Here is a 20354-nt window from a genome sequence, read left to right on the forward strand (position 1 = left end):
GGCAGCTACCGACCAGGCCGCTGCTGCGTCCAGACCAGCCCGGCCACGCCCAGCGCGGCGCCGATGGCGCACGTCCAGACGCCGTGCGGGGCGGCCGAGCCCGTCAGCCAGAGCACCACCGCCACGACCAGCGCGACCAGCCACGCCCCGATGCCGACCAGGAACACCGGCCGCAGGCTCACCGGGACGGGGTCGGGCGCGGGCTTGCGGCGCTCGGGGCGCAGGGCGAGCTGGATGAAGGACGGCACGGGCCCAGCCTAGGACCTCGGGCGGGACGCCCTCACTCCCCGAACGCGAGCGCGGTCGCGGTGGCCAGCGCGTTCGGCACGGCCGCGAGGTACGCGTGCGCGACGTCCCACGGCTCGAGGCCGGTGGCGGCGACCGCGGCGGTGTCGTTCTCCTCGTGCGCGAGCACGGCGGCGAGCACCTGGCCGAGCCGGCCCTCGTGCCGCAGGAGCGCGCCGGCCAGCTGGTCGGAGACACCGGTGCGCTCGACCAGCTCGGCGAGGTCGATCGCCTGCTGCGCGGCCACGGCGGAGAGCAGGCCGACCGTGTAGCCGACGTCCTCCCCGGCCAGGGCGTGGCAGGTGATCGCGCGGGTGAGGATCGACCACAGCGTGCCCACCGACGCCGGCTTGGCGTCGATCAGCGAGGCGATGGCCAGGGCGTGCAGCTGGCGCGGGCCGACCAGGACGACGGCCTGCAGCACCGAGTCGATCTCGCGCCGGAGCCCGAAGGCCGACGAGTTCACCAGGTGCAGGACGCGCATGGACAGCTCGGGGTCGGACGCGACGGTCCGCACGACGGTCTGCTGGTCGACCTGGTCGCCGGACAGCACCCGGAGCAGCTCCAGGCACTGCAGCTCGCCCGCGGAGAACGAGCGCCGGGTGGGCGCCTGGTCGCGGTGGAACATCGGCCCCTGCAGCAGGTCGGCGCCGACCTGCTGCGCGAGCTCCAGGCGCTCGGTGCTGTCGGTGTGCTCGGCGACCACGGTCGCGCCGGCGGCGTGCGCGCGGGCGATCAGCTCGACGCAGGCCTCGGCGCCCCGCTGGAGGTCGACCTTGACCAGCGCGACCCGGTCGAGCAGCTGCTCCTGCGGCAGGGAGCCGTCGAAGTCGGCCAGCGCGAGCCGGCTGCCGCGGGCGGCGGCGGCGTCGACGAGGGCCTCGATGTCGGGGCGCCGGGCGAGCGCCGGCGTGATCTCGAGCAGCAGGCGCTCGGCGTCGTACCAGACGGCCGTGGTGCCGGCGAGCAGCCCCGCGGTGGCGCGCAGGAGGACGGGCTTGTCCCCGGCCAGGCCGGTCAGGTCGAGCCGCTTGTAGGCGGTCTCGACGGCCGGCTCCGTCGCCTCGTCGGGCAGCGGCGCGCCGGTCGGCCCGCTGACCAGCACGCGCACGGCGTAGCCGTACACGGACCGGTCGGGCAGCACCACGGGCTGCCGCAGGACCGTGGTCTCGCCGCCGCCGATCGGGGTCGTGCTGCCGCTCGCGGCGCGCTCGCCGGGGACGGGGGTGGTCCCCGCGTCGGCGCCCAGGGTCGAGGTCATGACATCTCCGTCGCGTCAGGCGGCCCGGCCGAGCGGGGCGCGCAGCGGCCAGTCCTCCGTCAGGACGGTCTGGACGGCCGCGCCGCTCGCCGGGTCGAGGACCAGGGGGGCCAGCAGGTTCGCGGTCGGCGGCTCGGCGCCGTCCGCGGGGCGCACGACGACGAGCCGCACGGCCCGGTCGCGCTCCGCGCCGATGGACGCCAGCACGGCGCCGTCGATCGCGGGGGCGTAGTCGGGGAAGAACGCGTCCGGGGCGACGACGAACAGCCGCACGGGGCGCGCGCCGTCGGGCTCGGACCGGAGCGCGTAGAGCACGCCGTCGTCGTCCAGCGGGGTCAGGGTGAAGTCCTCGTACCCGACCAGGCCCGGCATGGGCGCGGCGAGGTGGAGGTGCTCGGGCAGGTGGGTGCGACGCGGGGCGTCGACCAGGTCAGCGGTCATCGGAGGAAGTCCAGGAGAGTCGGCTGCAGTACCTTGGCGGCGGCGCTCAGGGCGCCCTTGTACGCGACCTCCTGCGACCCGAGGTCGAGGATGATCTGCGCGAGATCGACGTCCTGGATCGCCGAGAGGCGGGTCGTGGACGTCAGCTGGTTCTCGGTGATGAGTGCCTGGGCGGCGTCGACCTGGTTCTGCCGGGCACCGACGGACGACACCTCCGACAGCATGTTGTCGATGTGCCCGTCGATCGCGTCCAGCTGGTCGGTCGGGTCGCCGCCGGCGCGCAGCGTGGCGCTGATGCCGTCCAGCACGGCGAAGATCGAGTCGTCGCCCTGGCCGTAGACGTCCGAGCCGGTGGAGTCGACGCGGATCGTGGTGCCGCTGGCGACCGTGCGGTCCACGGTGCCGGCCGCGACGCCGTTGTAGGCGTAGCCGTCGGCGGTGCCCGAGAACGCCGGGCCGGCTGACGTGCCGGCGAACACCGGCCGCCCGAGGTAGGTGGTGTTCGCCTGGGCGAGCAGGGCGTCGCGGATGCCCTCGATCTCCTGGGCGAGCGCGATGCGCGAGGTGTCGCCGAGCGCGCCGTCGCCGCCGTTGATCGTGAGCTGCCTCGCCTTGCGCACCGAGGAGAGCGAGGTCTGCAGCGCGCTGTCGACGGTGGTCAGCCAGGCCTCGCCGTCGTCGGCGTTCCGCTGGTACTGGCCGAGCACGCGCTGCTCGCCCTGCAGGCGCAGGACGTCGGCGGTGGCCGCGGGGTCGTCCGAGGCGAGGTTGATCTTGGACCCCGACGACATCTGCGCCTGGAGGGTCGACATCTTGTGCAGGTTGTTCTGCAGGTTCTCGAGCGTCGAGTTCCGCACCGTGAACTGCGTGACGCGTCCGATCGTGCTCATCGGCCCACCACCCCCGTCCGGTTGATCAGCGTGTCCAGCATCTCGTCGATGGCGGTCAGGACGCGGGCCGCGCCCTCGTAGGCCCGCTGGTAGGCGAGCATGTTCACCGACTCCTCGTCGGTGTCGACGCTGGTCTGCGCGAGCTGCGCGGCCGCGGCGGTGGACCGGGCGGCCTCGGCGACCGTGGCGCGCGAGGAGGCGCTGGCCGACTTCACGCCGAGGTCGACCACGAAGGCCGACCACTGCGCGTCGGGGCTGCCGGTGGCGTTCGCGAGGTTCGCCATCGCGGTGCCGAGGCTGCCGTCGTACGGGCCCTTGCCCGCTGCGGCGACCGCGATGCCCGCGGGGTCGGTGACGGCGACCGTCAGGCCGAGCGCGGCCGGCTGGCCGGCGGTCAGCGTGAAGAAGTCGCCACCGGTCGTGCCGGTCGCGTACCCGTCGACGGTGTAGGCGGTGCTGTGCACCGCGTTCACCTGACCGGCGATGTTCGTGGCGAGGGCGTTCAGGGAGACGCCCGTGCTGGTGAGGATGCCGCCGCCCGCCGGCGGGGCCAGCGTGGTGAGCAGGCCGGCGACGCGGCCGCCCTCGAGCCCGGCGGGGTTGCCGTTGCGGGCCCAGACGATCGAGACGGTCCCGCCGTCGACCGCGGCCTGGAACGACGGGGGGCTGTCGGCGGACACCGCGAGGGCGTTGGCCGTCGACCCCGACACGAGCGCGTTGCCCGCGACCATCACGTCGACGGTGCCGTCCTCGTTGGTGCGGGTGGACGCACCGACCAGGCCGGACAGCTCGGTGACCAGCAGGTCGCGCTGGTCCATCAGCTCGTTGGCGGAGCCCCCGGCGTTGGTGATCGACAGGATGCGGTTGTTCAGGTCGGCGATGTTCGTCGCGGTCGTGTTGACCTGCGTGACGAGCGACGTCGTGGTGGTCAGCGCCTGCGACCACTGCGTGCCGGTGTCCCCGTACATCGTGGCGATGCGGTCGGTGACGGCCTTCGCGTTCTCGAGCAGCACCGAGCGGCTCGCCTCCGAGGACGGGTCCTTGGCGACGTCGGACCACGCGGTCCAGAAGGCGGTGAGGTCCTTGGAGAACCCGGTCTTGGACGGCTCGCCGATGGTGGTCTCGAGCGTCTTGTACTCGGTGGCGATCGCCGCGAGCCGCGAGGCGCCCGACGTCTCGTTGCGGAGCCGCGCGTCGAGGAACACGTCACCGAGGCGCTCGAACCCGGTCACCGCGGTGCCCTGGCCGACGCCGTCGGAGCTGGAGAACATCGACGGGACGGTGGCGGCGGGCAGGGACGACAGGGCGGCGCGCTGGCGGGTGTAGCCGACCGTGTTGGCGTTCGCGACGTTCTGCCCCGACACCTCCAGCGCCTGGCGCTGGGCGATCAGGGAGCTGAGGGCGGTCCCCAGTCCGGAGAAGGTGCTCACGGATCCTCTTCCTCTCAGAACGACCGGTCGAGCAGCTGCGCGCTGCGGTCGGCCTCGGCGGTGGTGTGACCCGTCGGGTCGTACGTCTGCACGGTCTCCTGCAGGGACATGAGCGTCTCCTGCGTGGCCCGGTGGGACATGGCCAGCAGCTCGCGGTTGCCGTCGGCGAGCTGGCTGATCTCGGTCGTCAGCTGGACGAAGGCGTCGCGGTGCGCGTGGAGCAGGTCGTCCCACGGCGCGGGGGCGTTCTCGGCGAGGGTGCGCAGGCTGACGCCGGGCTCCAGGCCCAGCTCCAGCGCGAGCGCGTCGGCCTCGACGGACCGGCCGAGCTCCGCGTCGCGGATCTGGTCGAGGACGGCCTCGACCTCCCGCGTGGCGTGGGCCAGCCACCGGGTGCGTCCGCTCGTGAGCACGAGCTGCTCCTCCTCGAGCTTGAACAGCAGCAGCTCGAGCAGGCGGCGCTCGGCCCACAGGACGTCGGACAGCTGGCTCAGGGCCATCGGGGGAGTCCCCTTTCCGTTCGGCGGTGGTGCCGGTGCCGGGGTGCTCCGGCGGGCTTGCACCTCCTATCGGGCCGCGGGCCGGGGACCTGAGCGAAATCGGACAGGTCTGTGGTGCCGGCGGCCCGGTCCGCGTCGCGGCGACGGTTCCCACAGGCAACTTCTCGGGACAGCGGCTTCCCGGATGTGGCGTGCGTCACACCCGTTCGCCGTAGCCCGGGACTATGTCAACGGATGTCCGATTTGTCAGACCGGAACGTCCGAAATGGCCTTGAAGTCGCATAGTTCGGGTCTCTGAGAACTTGATGAGAAAAACTCAAGGCCTGTTTCACCCGGACCGAGAACCGGACCGTGAACAGTTCTGCAGCCGCCCCCAGCGCCGACGACCTCGTCGTCCCGCACATGCCTCTCGTGGGCTACCACGTGAGCGAGGTCCTCTCCCGGGTCCCCGCCACCGTCAGCCGGGAGGACCTCGTGTCCGCCGGCCACCTCGCCCTCGTGCTCGCCGCGCGGGCGTACGACCCGGAGACGGGCGTGCCGTTCCCCCGCTACGCCGCGCTGCGCATCCGCGGCGCCCTGATCGACGAGCTGCGCTCGATGGACTGGGCCTCCCGCGGCGCCCGCCACCGCGCCCGCGAGCTGTCGGCGACCAGCGACCGCCTCACCGCGACGCTGGGCCGCACGCCCACCCGCGCCGAGCTGGCCGCCGCCCTCGGCACCGACCTCGCGGCCGTCGACCAGGCCCGCCAGGACGCCGAGCGCCGCGTGCTCTCGATGGACGCCACCGTGCACCCCGTCGCCGACCTGGTCCGCGACGACGCCCCCGGCCCGGAGGACAACGTCCTGCTCGGCGAGCGCCTCCGCTACCTCCGCGCCGCGGTCGAGACGCTGCCCGACCGCCTCCGCACCGTCATCGAGGGCCTGTTCCTGCAGGACCGGTCCGTCGCCGAGCTCGCCGAGGAGCTGGGTGTCACGCAGTCGCGGATCAGCCAGCTGCGCACCGAGGGCCTGGCGCTCATGAAGGACGGCCTCAACGCCAGCCTGGACCCCGAGATGGTCCCGGCGGCCGAGCGGCCCGACGGGGTGGCCGAGCGCCGCCGCCGCACGTACTTCGCCGCGGTCGCCTCGCGCGCCGCGATGTCGGCCGCCGGGCACCAGGTCGAGGCCGCCGGCGTCGTCCCCACCCCGTACGACGGCGACACCCGGGGCGCCCGCGCCCTGGCCGTCTGACCGGCGGCGCACCCGCTCCACCCGGAGCACCAGAACCGTTCACAGCGCAGCAGGCGCCGGACCGCGACACCGCGGCCGGCGCCTGCTCCGGTCTTCCGGGAGCATCACCGCAGGTCAGCGACCTGCATCGCGGTCGGGTTGGCCCTATCGGGTGAACCCGCGCGAATCCCTCAGAGGCGCCCGGCGCCGGTCGAAGTTCAAGGGTGAGCCCACGGATGGGCCACGAGTACCCCGATCAAGGAAGAAGAGAACCATGGCGCTCTCCGTCAACACGAACATCGCGGCACTGAACGCGTACCGCAACCTCTCCGCCACGCAGGGTGACCTGAGCAAGTCGCTCGAGAAGCTGTCGAGCGGCCTGCGCATCAACCGCGCTGCTGACGACGCTGCCGGTCTGGCGATCTCCGAGGGCCTCCGCGCCCAGATCGGCGGCACCACGCAGGCCGTCCGCAACGCCCAGGACGGCATCTCGGTCGTGCAGACCGCAGAAGGCGCCCTGACCGAGACGCACTCGATCCTGCAGCGCATGCGGACGCTGTCGGTCCAGGCGTCCAACGAGGGTGGTCTGTCCGACACCGCGAAGTCCAACATCCAGGACGAGCTGGGCGAGCTCAAGACCGAGCTGACCCGTATCGCGGACACCACGACGTTCAACGGCAAGAAGCTGCTGGACGGCAACTACGACGGCTCGTTCCAGGTCGGCGCCAACACCTCGGCGCAGGACAAGATCAACGTCAAGATCGCCCTCGCGGGCGGCAAGGGCCTCGGCACCGAGGGCCTCGGCCTGTCGGGCGTCGACGTCACCGCCGTCGCCGCCAACGCCACCACCGGCACCAACACCACCGACGCCGAGTCCGGCACCGCCGGTGTCCTGACGCTCGGTGCGGCCGCGGACTACTCCGACGACGCCACCGCGGTGGCCGAGTTCGGCAAGCTCAACGGCACGATCACCATCGGTGACAAGTCCCTCGACCTGACGTCGGTGGACTACTCCGCCGCGACCGACGCCGCGTCGGCGCAGACGGCCCTGCAGGCCGCGCTGACCGCGACCTTCGGTGCGGGCGCGGCCACGGCCGACGCCTCGGGCGGTGCCGGCATCGAGATCACCACCGCGTCCGTCACGGGCACGGCGGCCGAGGTCGCCGCCTCGGAGGCCAGCTTCAAGCAGGCGTCCGGTGCGACCGAGGCGATCGACCTGATCGACGACGCCATCACCTCGGTGTCGCAGGTCCGTTCCTCCCTCGGTGCGGTCCAGAACCGCTTCGACCACACCATCAACAACCTCAACGTCGCGGTGGAGAACCTGACCGCGTCCGAGAGCCGCATCCGCGACACCGACATGGCGTCCGAGATGGTCAGCTACACCCGCGCCTCGATCCTGTCGCAGGCCGGTACCGCGATGCTCGCCCAGGCCAAGAACCTGCCGCAGAGCGTTCTCCAGCTCCTCCAGTGAGCTGACGCCCCCGGCCGGTGACCCGGTGGGGGGTACCGCCCTCCGCTGGTGACAGCGGGAGGCACCGCACGACCTGACAGGCGGTGGGTGGACGACCGTCCACCCACCGCCTGTCGCGTGCCGGCACCGCCGCGCACGAGCAACCGCTCCACCGGGGAGGACCGGACCAGCATGGTGAGCAGCATCGGCATCGACGGCCTGATCAGCGGCCTGGACACCACCGCGATCATCGACCAGCTCATGGCGGTCGAGGGCAACCAGCAGACCCTGCTGGCGTCCAAGCGGACGGGCCTGCAGTCGGTCGTCAGCGCGCTGCAGTCGCTGAACACCAAGGTCGCCTCGCTGGGCACGGCTGCCACCGCGGCGCTCAAGACCGAGTCCTGGCAGACCACGACGGCGACGGCGTCGTCCACCGCGGTCACCGCCGTGACGTCGACGGACGCGACGCCGTCCTCCCTCACGCTGACCGTGGACAAGCTCGCCGCCTCGCAGTCCACGCTCTACACGCTGCCGACGTCGTACACGTCCGACAAGCCCAGCTTCACCCTGACCGTCGGGGGCGAGCAGAAGACGATCGTCGCCTCCAGCACGCACATCGGCGACGTCGTCGCGGCGTTCAACGCGGAGGGCACCGGCGTCTCCGCCTCGGCCGTGAACGTCGGCACCGCCGCCGCCCCGGTCTACAGGCTCCAGCTGACCGGCACCAGCACCGGCGCCGACAACGCGTTCACCCTGACCGCGAACAACCCCAACGACGGGACGACCCTCAGCGGGCAGCAGCTGCGCGCCGCGTCCGACGCGAAGGTCACCCTCTGGCCGGGCACGCCGGGCCAGACCGAGGTCACCTCCTCGACCAACGCGTTCAAGGGCCTGCTCACGGGCGTGGACCTGACGGTCAGCAAGGCGGGCACCGACGAGGTCACCGTCACGGTGGCCCGCAGCTCCGCCTCGATGAGCAAGCTCGCGTCGAACCTCGTCACCAACCTCACCGCGGTGCTCGGCGACATCGCCGATCGCACCAAGTCCTCGACCGGCACGGCCGACGACGGCAGCTCGATCCTCAAGGGAGGGCTGCTGTCGGGCAACACGGCGGTCCGGGTGCTGCAGCAGAGCGTGCTCGCCGCCGGGGCGATCGAGGTCGACGGCAAGTCGCCGGCCTCCGTCGGCATCGTGCTGGGCAAGGACGGCACGTACACGTACGACGAGGCCGCGTTCACCGCCGCCTACAACGAGGACCCGGTCCGGACGCAGAAGATCGTGCAGGCCGTGGCCGCGGCGCTCGAGACCGCCGCCACGTCGGCGTCGGACACCACCAAGGGCTCGCTGACCGCGCAGATCACGTCCTACGAGGGCGAGGTCAGCGACCTCGCCGACCGGATCGCCGGCTGGGACGACCGCCTCGCGACCCGCCGCGCCACCCTCGTGCGCATGTACACCGCGATGGAGGTCTCGATGTCGCAGATGCAGTCGACCTCCAACTTCCTCAGCCAGCAGCTCGCCCAGCTCAACACCGACAGCTCGTCGAGCTGACCCACCCCCGAACGGAGGGAGGACCGTCGTGTACGACGTCCGGAACCGGTACCTCGCCGACGCGGTCGCCACCGCCGGCCCCGCGAAGCTCCTCACCATGCTCTACGACCGGCTGCTGCTGGACCTGGACCGCGCCGAGGTGGCGCTGCGCGCCGGCTCGCGCGCCGAGGGCACGCAGCACCTGGCGCACGCGCAGGAGATCGTCGCGGAGTTCATCGCCAACCTGAACGTGGGCGAGTGGGACGGCGGCGACCGGCTGCTGTCCATCTACACCTACCTGCTGTCCGAGATGATCGGCGCCGGCCTGTCCGGGGACGCCGACCGCGCCGCGGCGTGCCGCACCGTCGTCGCGCCGCTGGCCGACGCCTGGCGGGAGGCCGCCACCGTCGTCGCGGCCGACGTCCCGACGCCCCGGCCCGCGCCGGTGTACGAGGGCCTCGGCGCCGGTGCCGGGGTGCTCGGTGTCGGCTAGCGCACCGGCCGTCGCCGCCGTGGCGACGACCGAGGGTGCGGCGCTCGACGCCGACGGCACCGGCCCGGGCCTGCTGCCCGACCACGAGGGCCCCCGCGACCAGGACGCCCGCGCCGCGCGTGAGGCCGCCTGGGTCCGGGCGCTCGCCGAGATGGAGGGCGTCGCCGACCGGGCCGAGGACCTGCTGCGCGTCGCCCGCACCCCCGACGTCGACGTCGACGTCGCCGTCACCGAGCCCTGGCGCACGCCGCGCGGGCTCGGCCCCCTGCCCCTGGCGCTCGCCCCGCGCGCCGCCGCGCTCGTCGAGCGCCAGCGCGACCTGGTCCGCCGCACCGCCGAGCAGCTGGGCGAGCACCGCCGCCGCCTGCGCACCTCCGACGGCCTGCGCACCCGCGCCGCCGCCGCCCCGGTCTACCTCGACATCGAGGGCTGACCCCCTCCTCCCCGCCCGCGGTCACGACGTCACGCGGTCCGGTGGATGGTTCGGACGGACACGCCGACGGCGTGTCCGCCCGAACCATCCACTCGACGGGGTGCGACGACGCGAACCGGACATTCTGGAAGTCTGGCGCGGACGGGTCGGGTGGTAGCACCCAGAACGCGCCGGGGACAATCCTCGGCAAAGCCGGACATTCCTCGGCGAATCGCGTCCGCCGCCCGGGTGACCGGGGAAAAAGTCCTCCCGGGCGCCTCAGCGCCCCGCCCCTCCCGCCGATGGGAGGTCTGAGCACGGATCGCTCACCAAGCAGGCCACGGACGGGCCGAACCAGGACCAACCTCGGTGAGGGTGACCCTGCCATGGGCATGTTCGACTCCGTGAGCTATGTCGCGCTGAACAGCGCGCTCGACGGCCTGGCCCTGCGCCAGCGCGCGATCGCCGAGAACGTGGCGAACATCAACACTCCCGGCTACCAGGCCAAGAAGGTCGCCTTCGAGGCCGAGCTGGCCCGGGCGGTCGACGGCGGCACCGGCGCCACCACGGCCACCGTGGCGCGCTCCCTGGAGCCCACCCGCACCGACGGGAACAACGTCAACCTCGACGAGGAGACCCTCCTCAACGTCGACACCAACCTGCGCTACCAGCTCGCGACCCAGGCGGTCGACGGCACCTTCTCCAGCGTGCGCACCGCGATGAGGACCAGCTGATGGGGACGTTCGGGGCGATCGGCATCGCCAGCACCGGCATGACCGTGCACCGCAAGTGGCTCGACGCCGTGAGCGACAACCTCGCCAACCAGAACACCGTGACGGGCACCGACGAGGAGGCCTACCGCGCGAAGTACGTGGTGGCCACCGAGATCGGCTCGGAGAACGGCGGCGGCGTGCAGGTGTCGGGGATCGCGCTCGGCTCGGCGGAGGGCCGCCTGGTCTACGAGCCCACCAACCCCCTGGCCGACGAGGACGGGTACGTGCGGTACCCCGACGTCGACATGGCCAGCCAGATGACCCAGCTGATCATCGCCCAGCGCGGCTACCAGGCGAACGCCGCGGTCGTCGACCGCGCGAAGGCCTCGTACGAGGCGGCACTCCAGATCGGACGCAGCTCATGAGCATCCAGCCCGTCGGCGGCGTGACCCCGACCTCCTACCTGTCCGAGATCGGCGACCTGGGCGGCCTCACGGGCGCCGGCGCCGCCACCGGCACCACCGGCGCGGGTGACGGCGGCTTCGCCTCCGCGCTCAGCGCGGTCGACCAGGTCCAGCAGCTCCAGTCCACGAGCAACGCGCTCGCGGTCCAGGCCGTCACCGGCGACCTCGACGACGTGCACGACTACACGGTCGCGTCGTCCGAGGCGAAGCTCGCGCTCGAGCTCACCGCCGCCGTGCGCAACAAGGCCGTCGACGCGTTCACCGAGATCATGAGGATGCAGGCCTGATGCCCGCCCAGGTGAAGTCCCTGTTCGGCCGCATGGGCGGCGCGGTGGGCCAGTTCTCCCTGCCGCAGAAGACGTTCGCGATCATCGCGCTCGCCGCGCTGCTGCTCGGCGGGTTCGCGCTGTACTCCTGGGCGAGCAAGCCGTCGCTCAGCCCGCTGTTCTCCGGCCTGTCGGCCACGGACGCGTCGGCGGTCGTCGAGCAGCTCTCGGCCGAGGGCGTCGCGTACGAGCTGACCGACGGCGGCAGCACCGTGATGGTCCCGCAGGACAAGCTGTACGACCTGCGGCTGTCGCTGGCCGCCGCCGGCCTGCCCGCCAACGCCGAGGGCGACGGCTACTCGCTGCTCGACGGCATGTCGATGACCTCCAGCGAGTTCCAGCAGCAGACCACCTACCAGCGCGCGATCGAGGGCGAGCTCGCCAAGACGATCGGTGCGATGGAGGGCGTGGAGACGGCCTCGGTCAAGCTCGCGCTGCCGCAGGAGACCGTGTTCGTCTCGGAGCAGCAGGACCCGACCGCGTCGGTGTTCGTGCGCACCCGGGCCGGCAAGGAGCTGACCACCCCGCAGGTGGAGGCGATCGTGCACCTGGTGTCCGCGGGCATCGAGGGCATGAAGGCCACCGACGTCGCCGTCGTCGACTCGACCGGCAAGGTCCTGTCCGAGGTCGGCACCGGCATCACCTCCGGCTCCGGCGACGAGGCGACCTCCGCCTACGAGCAGCGGGTCACCAGCGCCGTCCAGGCGATGCTCGACCAGGTGGTCGGCGCGGGGAACTCGACGGTCACCGTCACCGCCGCGCTCAACCAGGACCAGACGCAGCGCACCTCCGAGGAGTTCGCGCCCGCCGCGGACGCCCCGCCGCTCGCGTCGTCCACCACGTCCGAGGAGTACAGCGGCACCGGCACGGGCAACGCCACCGGCGTGCTCGGCCCCGACAACATCGCGGTGCCGGAGGGTGACGCCGCGGGCACCGACGGCGACTACCTGAAGACCACCGAGGACGTCACCAACGCGGTCAACAAGGTCACCGAGGTGACCACGGTCGCCCCCGGCACGGTGCAGCGCCAGTCGCTGGCCGTCCTGGTCGACCAGACCGCCGCCGCGGGCATCGACCTCGCGCAGCTCACCGCCAGCCTCACGGCCGCCGCGGGCATCGACACCGCCCGGGGCGACACGATCGCCGTCCAGGCGATGGCCTTCGACACGACCGGGGCGGACGCCGCCGCCGAGGCGCTGGCCGCGGCCGACGAGGCCGCCGCCGCCGCCGAGCGCGCGAGCATGCTCCGCCAGGTGGTCATCGCCGGCGCCCTGCTGCTGATCGCGATCATCGTCGGCATCGTCCTGGCCCGCCGCTCGCGCCGCAGCAAGCGCGAGGCGCTCGACATCGGCGAGCTGCCGCTCATGGACGGCCCGGACGAGTCCGCGCAGCTCGAGGAGCTGCCCGAGATCCCGCCGGCCCTGCCCGGCCCGGCCGAGATCGACCCGGTGGCCGAGTCCCTCGTCGTCAAGCGCGCGGAGATCGCCGCGCTCGCCGACGAGCAGCCCGAAGAGGTCGCGGACCTGCTCCGCAACTGGCTGACCCCCGCCGGGAGGCGCTGACATGCCGACCGCCACCCTGACCGGCACGCAGAAGGCCGCGGTGCTGCTGCTGCAGCTGGGCCGCGAGCGCGCCGCCAAGGTCATGTCGCAGCTCGAGGTCGCCGAGATCGAGGAGCTGACCGCCGAGATCATGCGCCTCGAGCGCGTGGAGCCGGCGCTCGCGGACGAGGTCGTCGAGGAGTTCTACGCCTCCTCGGCCATCGGCCCGAGCGTGAACGGCGGCCTCGGGTTCGCCACCCAGCTGCTCGAGGGCGCGCTGGGCCGGGACGAGGCCGCGGGCATGATCGAGCGCCTGCAGACCTCGATGGCCGGCCAGCCGTTCGAGTTCCTGCAGCACGCGGACGCCCGGCAGGTGCTGTCGCTGCTGAACGGCGAGCACCCGCAGGCCGTCGCCCTGGTGCTGGCCCACCTGCGCCCCGAGCACGCGTCGGCGATCCTCGCCGGCCTGCCCGCGGACCAGCAGTCCGAGGTCGCGCACCGCATCGCCCTGATGGAGCGGGCCTCGCCGGACGTCGTCGCGGTCATCGCCGAGTCGATGCAGCGCAAGGCCTCCACGGTGCTGACCCCGAACGAGCTGTCGGCCGTCGGCGGCGTGCAGCCGCTGGTCGAGATCATCAACCGCGCCGACCCGACCACCGAGAAGCTCATCCTCGAGGGCCTGCAGAGCCGGGACGAGGCGCTGGCCGACGAGGTCCGCAGCCGGATGTTCGTGTTCGGCGACACCGTGCTGCTCGAGGACCGCGCGATGCAGCTGGTGCTGCGCCAGGTCGAGACCAACGAGCTGTCGGTCGCCCTCAAGGGTGCCGCGCCGGAGGTCCGCGACAAGATCCTGCGCAACCTGTCCGAGCGGGCCCGCGAGAACCTCGAGGAGGAGATCGAGCTGCTCGGCCCGGTCCGCCTGTCCCAGGTGGAGGAGGCGCGCGCCGGCATCGTCCAGGCCATCCGCCGCCTCGAGGAGTCCGGCCAGATCGTGATCCGGCGCGAGGGCGAGGACGAGTATGTCTCCTGACACCCGCGCCTTCACCCAGGCGTACGCCGGCACCACGACGGCCGACGTCTCGCGCCGCGCGGAGGGCTTCGCGGCCGGGTACGCGGCGGGCTACGCCGCCGGTGCCCGCGAGGCCGCCCGCGCCGCGCAGGCCGAGTCCGTCCGCGTGCAGCGGGAGCGGGCCGAGGCCGACGCGCGGCGGGCCACCGAGCACGCCGACGCCCTCGCCGTGCTCGCCGCCGCCGCGCGCGCCGCCGCCGACCGCAGCGCCCCGGTGCTCGCGGCCGCCGAGGCGACCCTGCACGCCGCCGGCCTGGACCTGGCCGCCGCCGTGCTGGGCACCGAGCTCGCGGACGCCCCGACGGCCGCCCGGGCCGCGCTCCGCCGCGTGCGCGAGCAGGACCCGGCGCGCGAGGTGCACACCGTGCGCCTGCACCCGCGGGACCTGGCCGCCGTGCGCGCCGCGCTGGCCGCCGACGTCCCCGACGTCCTCGCGGGGCTGCCCGACCTGACCGGCGTCGAGCTGGTCGCGGACCCGGCGCTCGCGCCCGGCGACGCGGTCGGCGAGTTCCCCGAGGGCTACCTCGACGCGCGCATCGGCGCCGCCCTGGACCGCGCCCGCACGGCGCTGGCCGACGGCGGTGCGCCCGCATGAGCACCACGACGAGCACGCTGCTCCCCACGCCCCGCGGCGGTGCCGTGGAGCCGGCCGGCCACCGCGGCGACGGGCTCGCCGCCCCGGCCGCCCCGGAATGGGCCGCCGCCCTGGCCGCCGCGCGCCCCGAGCGCGTCGGGTCGGTCCGCGGCGTCGTCGGCCTGACCGTGGAGGTCGCCGGCACCGGCGCCGCGGTCGGCGAGCTCGTCGCCATCGACACCGACGCCGGCGAGGTGCCGGCCGAGGTCGTCGCCACCGGCCGCGGCACCGCGCACGCGATGCCGCTCGGCCCGACGCACGGCCTGCGCGCCGGCATGCGGGTCCGCCCGCGCGGCACCGCGCTGACCGCCCCCGTCGGCCGCGGCCTGCTCGGCCGGGTGCTCGACGGCCTGGGCCGCCCGATCGACGGCAAGGGCCCGCTGCTCGGCGTCTCCCGCGCCGAGGTCACCGGCCACGCCCCGCACCCGCTGGCCCGCGCCCGCGTCGCCCAGCCGCTGGACCTCGGCGTGCGCGTCCTCGACACCCTCGTCACCGCCGGCCGCGGCCAGCGTCTCGGCCTGTTCGCCGGCTCCGGCGTCGGCAAGTCCTCGCTGCTGTCGATGATCGCGCGCGGCACGGACGCCCAGGTGTCCGTCATCGCGCTGGTCGGCGAGCGCGGGCGCGAGGTGCGCGAGTTCCTCGAGGACGACCTCGGCCCCGAGGGCCTGGCCCGCAGCGTGGTGGTCGTCGCGACCTCCGACGAGCCGCCGCTGGTCCGGCTGCGCTCCGCGTTCGTGGCCACCCGTATCTCCGAGTGGTTCCGCGACCAGGGCGACGACGTCGTGCTGATGATGGACTCCCTCACCCGCGTCGCCATGGCGCAGCGCGAGATCGGTCTGTCCGTCGGCGAGCCGCCCGCCACCCGCGGCTACCCGCCGAGCACCTTCGCGCTGCTCGCCCAGCTGCTGGAGCGCGCGGGCACCGCCTCGACCGGGTCCGTCACCGGCCTGTACACGGTGCTGGTGGACGGCGACGACCACAACGAGCCGATCGCCGACGCCGCGCGGTCCATCCTGGACGGGCACGTCGTGCTCGAGCGCTCGCTCGCCGTCGCCGGGCACTTCCCGTCCGTCGACGCGCTCGGCTCCATCTCCCGCGTCGCCTCGCGGGTGATCGGCCCGCAGCACAAGGAGCTCGCCACCCGGCTCCGCCGCGTGATGGCCGCCCGCCGCCAGGCCCAGGACCTGCTGGACGTCGGCGCGTACGTCGCCGGCTCCAACCCGCTGGTCGACGCGGCCGTCACGCACGGCGCCGCCATCGACGCCTTCCTCCGCCAGGGCATGGACGAGCGCGCGCCGTCGGCCGAGTCCTGGGGGCGCCTCGCCGCGCTCGTAGCCGCGATGGGGGAGCTGCCGTGAGCCGCGCCTTCCGCCTGGCCGGGCTGCTCCGCCTGCGCTCGATCGCCGAGGAGCAGGCCGCCGCCACGCTCGCCGACCGGACCCGCGGGCGCGACGCCGCCGCGGCCCGCAGCCGCGCGACCGAGGCCGCGCTGGGCGACGCGCAGTTCGGCGTCGACATGGACTCCCTCGGCATGCAGGCCGTCGTCGCCAGCCGCCTGGCGCTGTCCGCGCTGCTGGTCGACCACCGCGCCCGGGTCGACCAGGCGCAGGACGAGGTCGACACCGCCGACGCCGCGTGGGCCGAGGCCCGCACCCGCACCCGCACGCTCGAGAAGCTGCAGGACAAGCACGAGGCCGCCGCCCGCGTCGAGGAGCAGCGCGCCGAGCAGGTCGTGCTGGACGAGATCGCGGGCCGCCGCGCCGGGGTCCGCACGAGCACGGGGGAGGGGGACCGATGACCGACGCCGTCGCCGCCGTGCAGGCGCGCATCGCGCAGATCCGGTCGTACACCGCGCCGCTCGCCACGGTGAGCACGACCGCCTCGACCACGTCCACGGCGGCGGCGTCCGCCACCTCCGGCTCGGCCTTCGCCGCCGCGCTGGCGCAGGTCACCGGCACCGGCAGCACCGCCGGCCTCGCCGACCCCGCGACCGTGCCCGCCGGCGCCCTGTCGACGACCGTCACCGGGCAGGACCTGGTCGAGTCGGCCAAGAAGTACCTCGGCACCCCGTACGTCTGGGGCGGCGAGACCCTGGCCGAGGGCGGCCTCGACTGCTCCGGCCTGGTGCAGCTCGCGCTCGGCGACCTCGGGATCACCGGCGTGCCGCGCGTGGCCCGCGACCAGGCGACGATCGGGCAGGAGGTCGCGTCCCTGGACGAGGCCCTGCTCGGCGACCTGGTCGTGCTCAACGGCGGCAAGCACATCGGCATCTACGTCGGCGACGGCCAGATGATCGACGCCCCGAAGCCCGGCAAGGCCGTGACGATCCGCGACGTCTACGCGGAGCCGACCACGATCCGCCGGATCCTGCCGCAGGCGTCGGCCACCGCCACGTCGGCCACGTCCGCCACCTCCGCCGCGCTCGCGGCCACCGCCGCCGGGCAGAACGCGCTCGCGCTCCTCACCGGCAGCACCTCCTCGTCCTCGCTCCCGACCACCTCGTCCCTCTGGGGGGCCACCTCGTGACCAGCACCACGCTCACCGCCGTGGCCGCACGGCCCGCCACCGCGGCGTCCGCCGCCGGCGCGGCCCGGACCGGCGCATCCGGCTTCGACGCCGTGCTCGCCGGCGAGCTCGCCGCACCGGCGTCGCGTCCCGCGGACCGGCCCGCCGACCGGCAGCCCGACCGGACGACCGACCGGGCGACCGACCGGCCCGGCGCCGACCGGCCGGACCGCTGCCGCACCGACCGGCACCGCACCGAGCGCGCCGACCGCACCGAGCGCACCGACCGCGCCGACCGCCCGCACGCCGGGGGCCCGGACGCGCCCGCCACGCCGGGCACCGCGTCCACCCCCGCGGCCGGCACGTCCGACGCCGGCAGCACGGACGCCCCCGTCGCCGACGCGCTCGCCGACGCCGCCGCCGTCCCCGCGGCACCGGTCGTCGCCGTCGGGCTCCCGGTCGCCCCGGAGGCCGCCGCGGCTCAGGCCGCCCTGACCGCGCCGTCCGCCCTCGCCGCGGTCCCCGCCGCGCCGGGCAGCACGCCGGCCGCCGAGACCGTCGCCGCTGCCACCGGCACCGACGCCCCCACCGGCACCGCCGCTGCCACCGGCCCCGCCGCCCCGGCCCCGCTCGCGGCGGCCCCGGCGCCGGACCCGGCCACGACCACCCCGGCGACGGGCGCGGCCACGGCGACGGCGGTCCCCGCGCCCGGCACCCCGGCACCCGCCGAGGCGGGCACCGGAGCGGTCCCCGCCGACCCGGCCGCCGACCCGGCCGCTGCCGCGCCCGCCCCCGGCACCCCCGCCACGCCGGCCACCGCCGCGCCGCGGCCCGACGCCGCGACCACCCCGGTCGCCGCCGAGCCCGCCGCCGACGTCGCCCCGGCCGACGCCGTGACCGCCGCGGCACCCGCTGCCGCGGCCGACGACGCCGCCGTGGTCCCGGCGACCGCCCCGGCCGTCCAGCCCGGCGCGCTGCAGGTCGGCACCGTGCAGCACCGCGTCGCCGCGGCCGCCCAGGCCGCCGGCACGCCGCTGGCCGACCAGGCTCGCCGGCAAGATCGCCGAGCAGCCTGCCGGCGCTGCGGTCCGCGGGCACCGGCCAGCACGTGCTGACGCTGGCCGTCGACCCGGAGCACTTCGGCCCGGTCAAGGTCGTCGCGCACATCTCGGCCGAGTCCGTGCGGGTCGAGCCTGGTCGGCGCCACCGACGCGGCCCGCGACGCGCTGCGGCAGTCGCTGCCCGACCTGCGCCGCGACCTCGCCGCGACCGGCCTGTCCTCCGACGTGCGCCTCGGCGGCGACACGGAGGGCTCGGCCGGCGGTGCCGCCGCCGACGGCTCGGCCCGCCGCGACGGGCTGGACCGGGCGACCGGCCGGCCCGCGGGCCTCACCGGCGCCGGTACCGCCGCCGCCCCCACCGCCACCCGCTCGCCGGCCACCGCCGGCGGCCTCGACCTGCTCGTCTGGGCCGCAAGGAGACCCTCGATGTCCCTCGAAGTCCCCGTGTCCACCATCGGCCAGACGCGCACCGACGCGGCTGCCGGGACCGCCCCGAAGAAGGAGCTCGACAAGGACACGTTCCTGCAGCTCCTGATCGCCCAGCTCGGCAACCAGGACCCCAGCAGCCCGATGGACACGAGCCAGATGATGGCCCAGACCACGCAGCTCGGGATGATGGAGTCGCTCACCGAGCTCCAGGCGTCCTCCCGCGAGCAGTTCGCGCTGCAGATGCGGATGGCCTCCGCCGACCTGGTCGGCCAGCAGGTCAGCTGGACCGACGCCACCGGCGCCACGAAGTCGGGCGTCGTCGACTCCGTCGACTACTCCGGCTCCGTGCCCGCGCTGACGATCGGCACGGAGAAGATCGCGCTCGACGCGGTCGCCGGCGTCCGTCCCGCCGACGCCGCCCCCGCCACGCCCACGACTCCCGCGACCACCGCCTGACCGCGGTAGCCCACCAGACGAACCCCCGAAGGGATCCACCATGCTCCGCTCTCTCTTCTCCGGCATCAGCGGTCTGCGCAGCCACCAGACGATGCTCGACGTCACCGGCAACAACATCGCCAACGTCAACACCACCGGCTTCAAGGCGTCCCAGATCCAGTTCCAGGACACGCTGAGCCAGATGCTCAACGCGGCCTCGGGCGCCCAGGACGGCGTCGGCGGCCAGAACCCGGCGCAGGTCGGCCTCGGCGTGCAGGTCGCCGGCATCACCACCAACTTCACGCAGGGCGCGGCGCAGCTCACGGGCCGCAGCACCGACATGATGATCTCCGGCGACGGCTTCTTCGTCGTCCGCCAGGGCACGCAGCAGTACTACACGCGGGCCGGCTCGTTCGACTTCGACTCCACCGGCCAGATGGTCCTGCCGGGCGACGGCGCGATCGTGCAGGGCTGGGCCGCGCAGAACGGCGTCATCGACACCAGCGGCGAGGTCGGCGACATCCGCGTGGCCGTCGGCACCGTCATGCCGGCCAACGCGACGACGACCGCGCCGTTCGCGGGCAACCTGCAGTCGGACGCCGCCACCGGCACCGTCAAGACGCTCACGGTGAAGGCGTACGACGCCATCGGCACCGAGCGCGAGATCGAGCTCACCATGACCAAGACCGCGACCGGCTGGACCATGGGCGCGACCGACGGCACCGCCACCTACGCGACCACGCCGCTGACCTTCGACGGCACCGGCCAGCTCACCTGGACCGACGCGACGTCCGGCGACGCCACGTTCGACCTCGGCGGCGTGACCGTCGACCTGTCCGGCGTCACCGGCATGGCGGGCGTCGACACCGTCGCCGCGGGCAAGCAGGACGGCTACGCCTCCGGCATCCTCGAGTCGTTCGCGCTCGGCTCCGACGGCACGATCACGGGCTCGTTCAGCAACGGCCTCAAGCAGGCCCTCGGCCGGATCGCCCTGGCGTCGTTCACCAACCCCTCGGGCCTTTCCAAGGCCGGCGGCTCGCTGTTCACCACCACGGTGAACTCCGGCGACGCCCAGGTCGGCGCCGCCGGCGCCGGCGGCCGCGGCACGCTGTCCGCCGGCTCGCTCGAGATGAGCAACGTGGACCTGTCCACGGAGTTCACGCAGCTGATCATCGCCCAGCGCGGCTTCCAGGCGAACTCCCGCGTCATCACCACCTCCGACGAGGTGCTGCAGGAGCTCGTCAACCTCAAGCGCTGACGCAGGGGGTGCCCC

23 protein-coding genes are annotated in these 20354 nt (G+C 74.3%); 17 read left to right on the forward strand and 6 right to left on the reverse strand.

Translation table 11 applies throughout. The features are described 5' to 3' along the window. Positions 1-5 precede the first annotated feature (5 nt). The 6 genes from ACWPWW_RS14020 to flgN are packed head-to-tail and all read right to left on the reverse strand — an operon-like array spanning position 6 to position 4807. Positions 6-248 (reverse strand): DUF2530 domain-containing protein, encoded by a 243-nt coding sequence (locus tag ACWPWW_RS14020; protein WP_454050968.1) that lies wholly within the window; start codon positions 246-248, stop codon positions 6-8. A gap of 32 nt (positions 249-280) precedes the next feature. Next, a complete protein-coding gene (locus tag ACWPWW_RS14025) occupies positions 281-1546 on the reverse strand; it encodes an EAL and HDOD domain-containing protein (protein ID WP_454050969.1) in 1266 nt (421 codons plus the stop codon). Positions 1547-1561: 15 nt separating this feature from the next. Further along, a complete protein-coding gene (locus tag ACWPWW_RS14030; protein ID WP_454050970.1) occupies positions 1562-1987 on the reverse strand; it encodes a flagellar assembly protein FliW in 426 nt (141 codons plus the stop codon). Then, the gene (gene flgL / locus ACWPWW_RS14035) at positions 1984-2877 is read right to left on the reverse strand and encodes a flagellar hook-associated protein FlgL (protein WP_454050971.1); all 894 of its coding nucleotides are present in this window, start codon (positions 2875-2877) and stop codon (positions 1984-1986) included. The genes ACWPWW_RS14030 and flgL overlap by 4 nt, the downstream gene beginning before the upstream one ends. After that, entirely contained in the window at positions 2874-4307 is a 1434-nt protein-coding gene (gene flgK, locus ACWPWW_RS14040) for a flagellar hook-associated protein FlgK (protein WP_454050972.1), read from the reverse strand. The genes flgL and flgK overlap by 4 nt, the downstream gene beginning before the upstream one ends. Positions 4308-4321: 14 nt before the next feature. Beyond that, the gene (gene flgN / locus ACWPWW_RS14045; protein ID WP_454050973.1) at positions 4322-4807 is read right to left on the reverse strand and encodes a flagellar export chaperone FlgN; all 486 of its coding nucleotides are present in this window, start codon (positions 4805-4807) and stop codon (positions 4322-4324) included. 351 nt (positions 4808-5158) lie between these two features. Between flgN and ACWPWW_RS14050 the strand changes: the two genes are divergently transcribed. The 17 genes from ACWPWW_RS14050 to ACWPWW_RS14130 all read left to right on the forward strand — a co-directional run bounded on the left by ACWPWW_RS14050 (position 5159) and on the right by ACWPWW_RS14130 (position 20339). Further along, positions 5159-6037: a sigma-70 family RNA polymerase sigma factor gene (locus tag ACWPWW_RS14050; protein ID WP_454050974.1), complete on the forward strand. Its 879-nt coding sequence runs from the start codon at positions 5159-5161 to the stop codon at positions 6035-6037. A 253-nt stretch (positions 6038-6290) separates the two neighbouring features. Then, positions 6291-7490, forward strand: coding sequence for a flagellin N-terminal helical domain-containing protein (locus ACWPWW_RS14055; RefSeq protein ID WP_454050975.1), 1200 nt, complete (start codon positions 6291-6293; stop codon positions 7488-7490). A gap of 171 nt (positions 7491-7661) precedes the next feature. Further along, a complete protein-coding gene (fliD, locus tag ACWPWW_RS14060; protein WP_454050976.1) occupies positions 7662-9020 on the forward strand; it encodes a flagellar filament capping protein FliD in 1359 nt (452 codons plus the stop codon). A 28-nt stretch (positions 9021-9048) separates the two neighbouring features. Continuing rightward, the gene (locus ACWPWW_RS14065; protein ID WP_454050977.1) at positions 9049-9492 is read left to right on the forward strand and encodes a flagellar export chaperone FliS; all 444 of its coding nucleotides are present in this window, start codon (positions 9049-9051) and stop codon (positions 9490-9492) included. Between the two features lie 19 nt (positions 9493-9511). Next, entirely contained in the window at positions 9512-9925 is a 414-nt protein-coding gene (locus ACWPWW_RS14070) for a hypothetical protein (protein WP_454050978.1), read from the forward strand. Positions 9926-10296: 371 nt separating this feature from the next. Beyond that, a complete protein-coding gene (locus ACWPWW_RS14075) occupies positions 10297-10638 on the forward strand; it encodes a flagellar basal body rod protein FlgB (RefSeq protein WP_454051828.1) in 342 nt (113 codons plus the stop codon). After that, the gene (flgC, locus tag ACWPWW_RS14080) at positions 10638-11042 is read left to right on the forward strand and encodes a flagellar basal body rod protein FlgC (RefSeq protein ID WP_454050979.1); all 405 of its coding nucleotides are present in this window, start codon (positions 10638-10640) and stop codon (positions 11040-11042) included. Before ACWPWW_RS14075 ends, flgC begins: the two co-directional genes overlap by 1 nt. Beyond that, positions 11039-11368: a flagellar hook-basal body complex protein FliE gene (locus ACWPWW_RS14085; RefSeq protein ID WP_454050980.1), complete on the forward strand. Its 330-nt coding sequence runs from the start codon at positions 11039-11041 to the stop codon at positions 11366-11368. Before flgC ends, ACWPWW_RS14085 begins: the two co-directional genes overlap by 4 nt. Beyond that, complete coding sequence (fliF, locus tag ACWPWW_RS14090; RefSeq protein ID WP_454050981.1) at positions 11368-12969, forward strand: flagellar basal-body MS-ring/collar protein FliF; 1602 nt, start codon at positions 11368-11370, stop codon at positions 12967-12969. Before ACWPWW_RS14085 ends, fliF begins: the two co-directional genes overlap by 1 nt. 1 nt (position 12970) lies before the next feature. Then, positions 12971-13978: a flagellar motor switch protein FliG gene (gene fliG / locus ACWPWW_RS14095; RefSeq protein WP_454050982.1), complete on the forward strand. Its 1008-nt coding sequence runs from the start codon at positions 12971-12973 to the stop codon at positions 13976-13978. Next, complete coding sequence (locus ACWPWW_RS14100; RefSeq protein ID WP_454050983.1) at positions 13968-14612, forward strand: FliH/SctL family protein; 645 nt, start codon at positions 13968-13970, stop codon at positions 14610-14612. Before fliG ends, ACWPWW_RS14100 begins: the two co-directional genes overlap by 11 nt. Next, entirely contained in the window at positions 14609-16009 is a 1401-nt protein-coding gene (locus ACWPWW_RS14105; protein WP_454050984.1) for a FliI/YscN family ATPase, read from the forward strand. The genes ACWPWW_RS14100 and ACWPWW_RS14105 overlap by 4 nt, the downstream gene beginning before the upstream one ends. Then, positions 16006-16449, forward strand: coding sequence for a flagellar export protein FliJ (locus tag ACWPWW_RS14110; RefSeq protein WP_454050985.1), 444 nt, complete (start codon positions 16006-16008; stop codon positions 16447-16449). The genes ACWPWW_RS14105 and ACWPWW_RS14110 overlap by 4 nt, the downstream gene beginning before the upstream one ends. Then, positions 16446-17177: a C40 family peptidase gene (locus ACWPWW_RS14115; protein WP_454050986.1), complete on the forward strand. Its 732-nt coding sequence runs from the start codon at positions 16446-16448 to the stop codon at positions 17175-17177. The genes ACWPWW_RS14110 and ACWPWW_RS14115 overlap by 4 nt, the downstream gene beginning before the upstream one ends. Further along, on the forward strand, positions 17174-18271 hold the full coding sequence (locus tag ACWPWW_RS14120) for a hypothetical protein (protein ID WP_454050987.1): 1098 nt from the start codon (positions 17174-17176) through the stop codon (positions 18269-18271). The genes ACWPWW_RS14115 and ACWPWW_RS14120 overlap by 4 nt, the downstream gene beginning before the upstream one ends. 171 nt (positions 18272-18442) lie before the next feature. Next, positions 18443-19102, forward strand: coding sequence for a flagellar hook assembly protein FlgD (locus ACWPWW_RS14125; protein WP_454050988.1), 660 nt, complete (start codon positions 18443-18445; stop codon positions 19100-19102). 40 nt (positions 19103-19142) lie between these two features. Then, positions 19143-20339: a flagellar hook protein FlgE gene (locus ACWPWW_RS14130; protein WP_454050989.1), complete on the forward strand. Its 1197-nt coding sequence runs from the start codon at positions 19143-19145 to the stop codon at positions 20337-20339. Positions 20340-20354 lie beyond the last annotated feature (15 nt).

This window comes from Cellulomonas sp. Marseille-Q8402 (assembly GCF_965119525.1).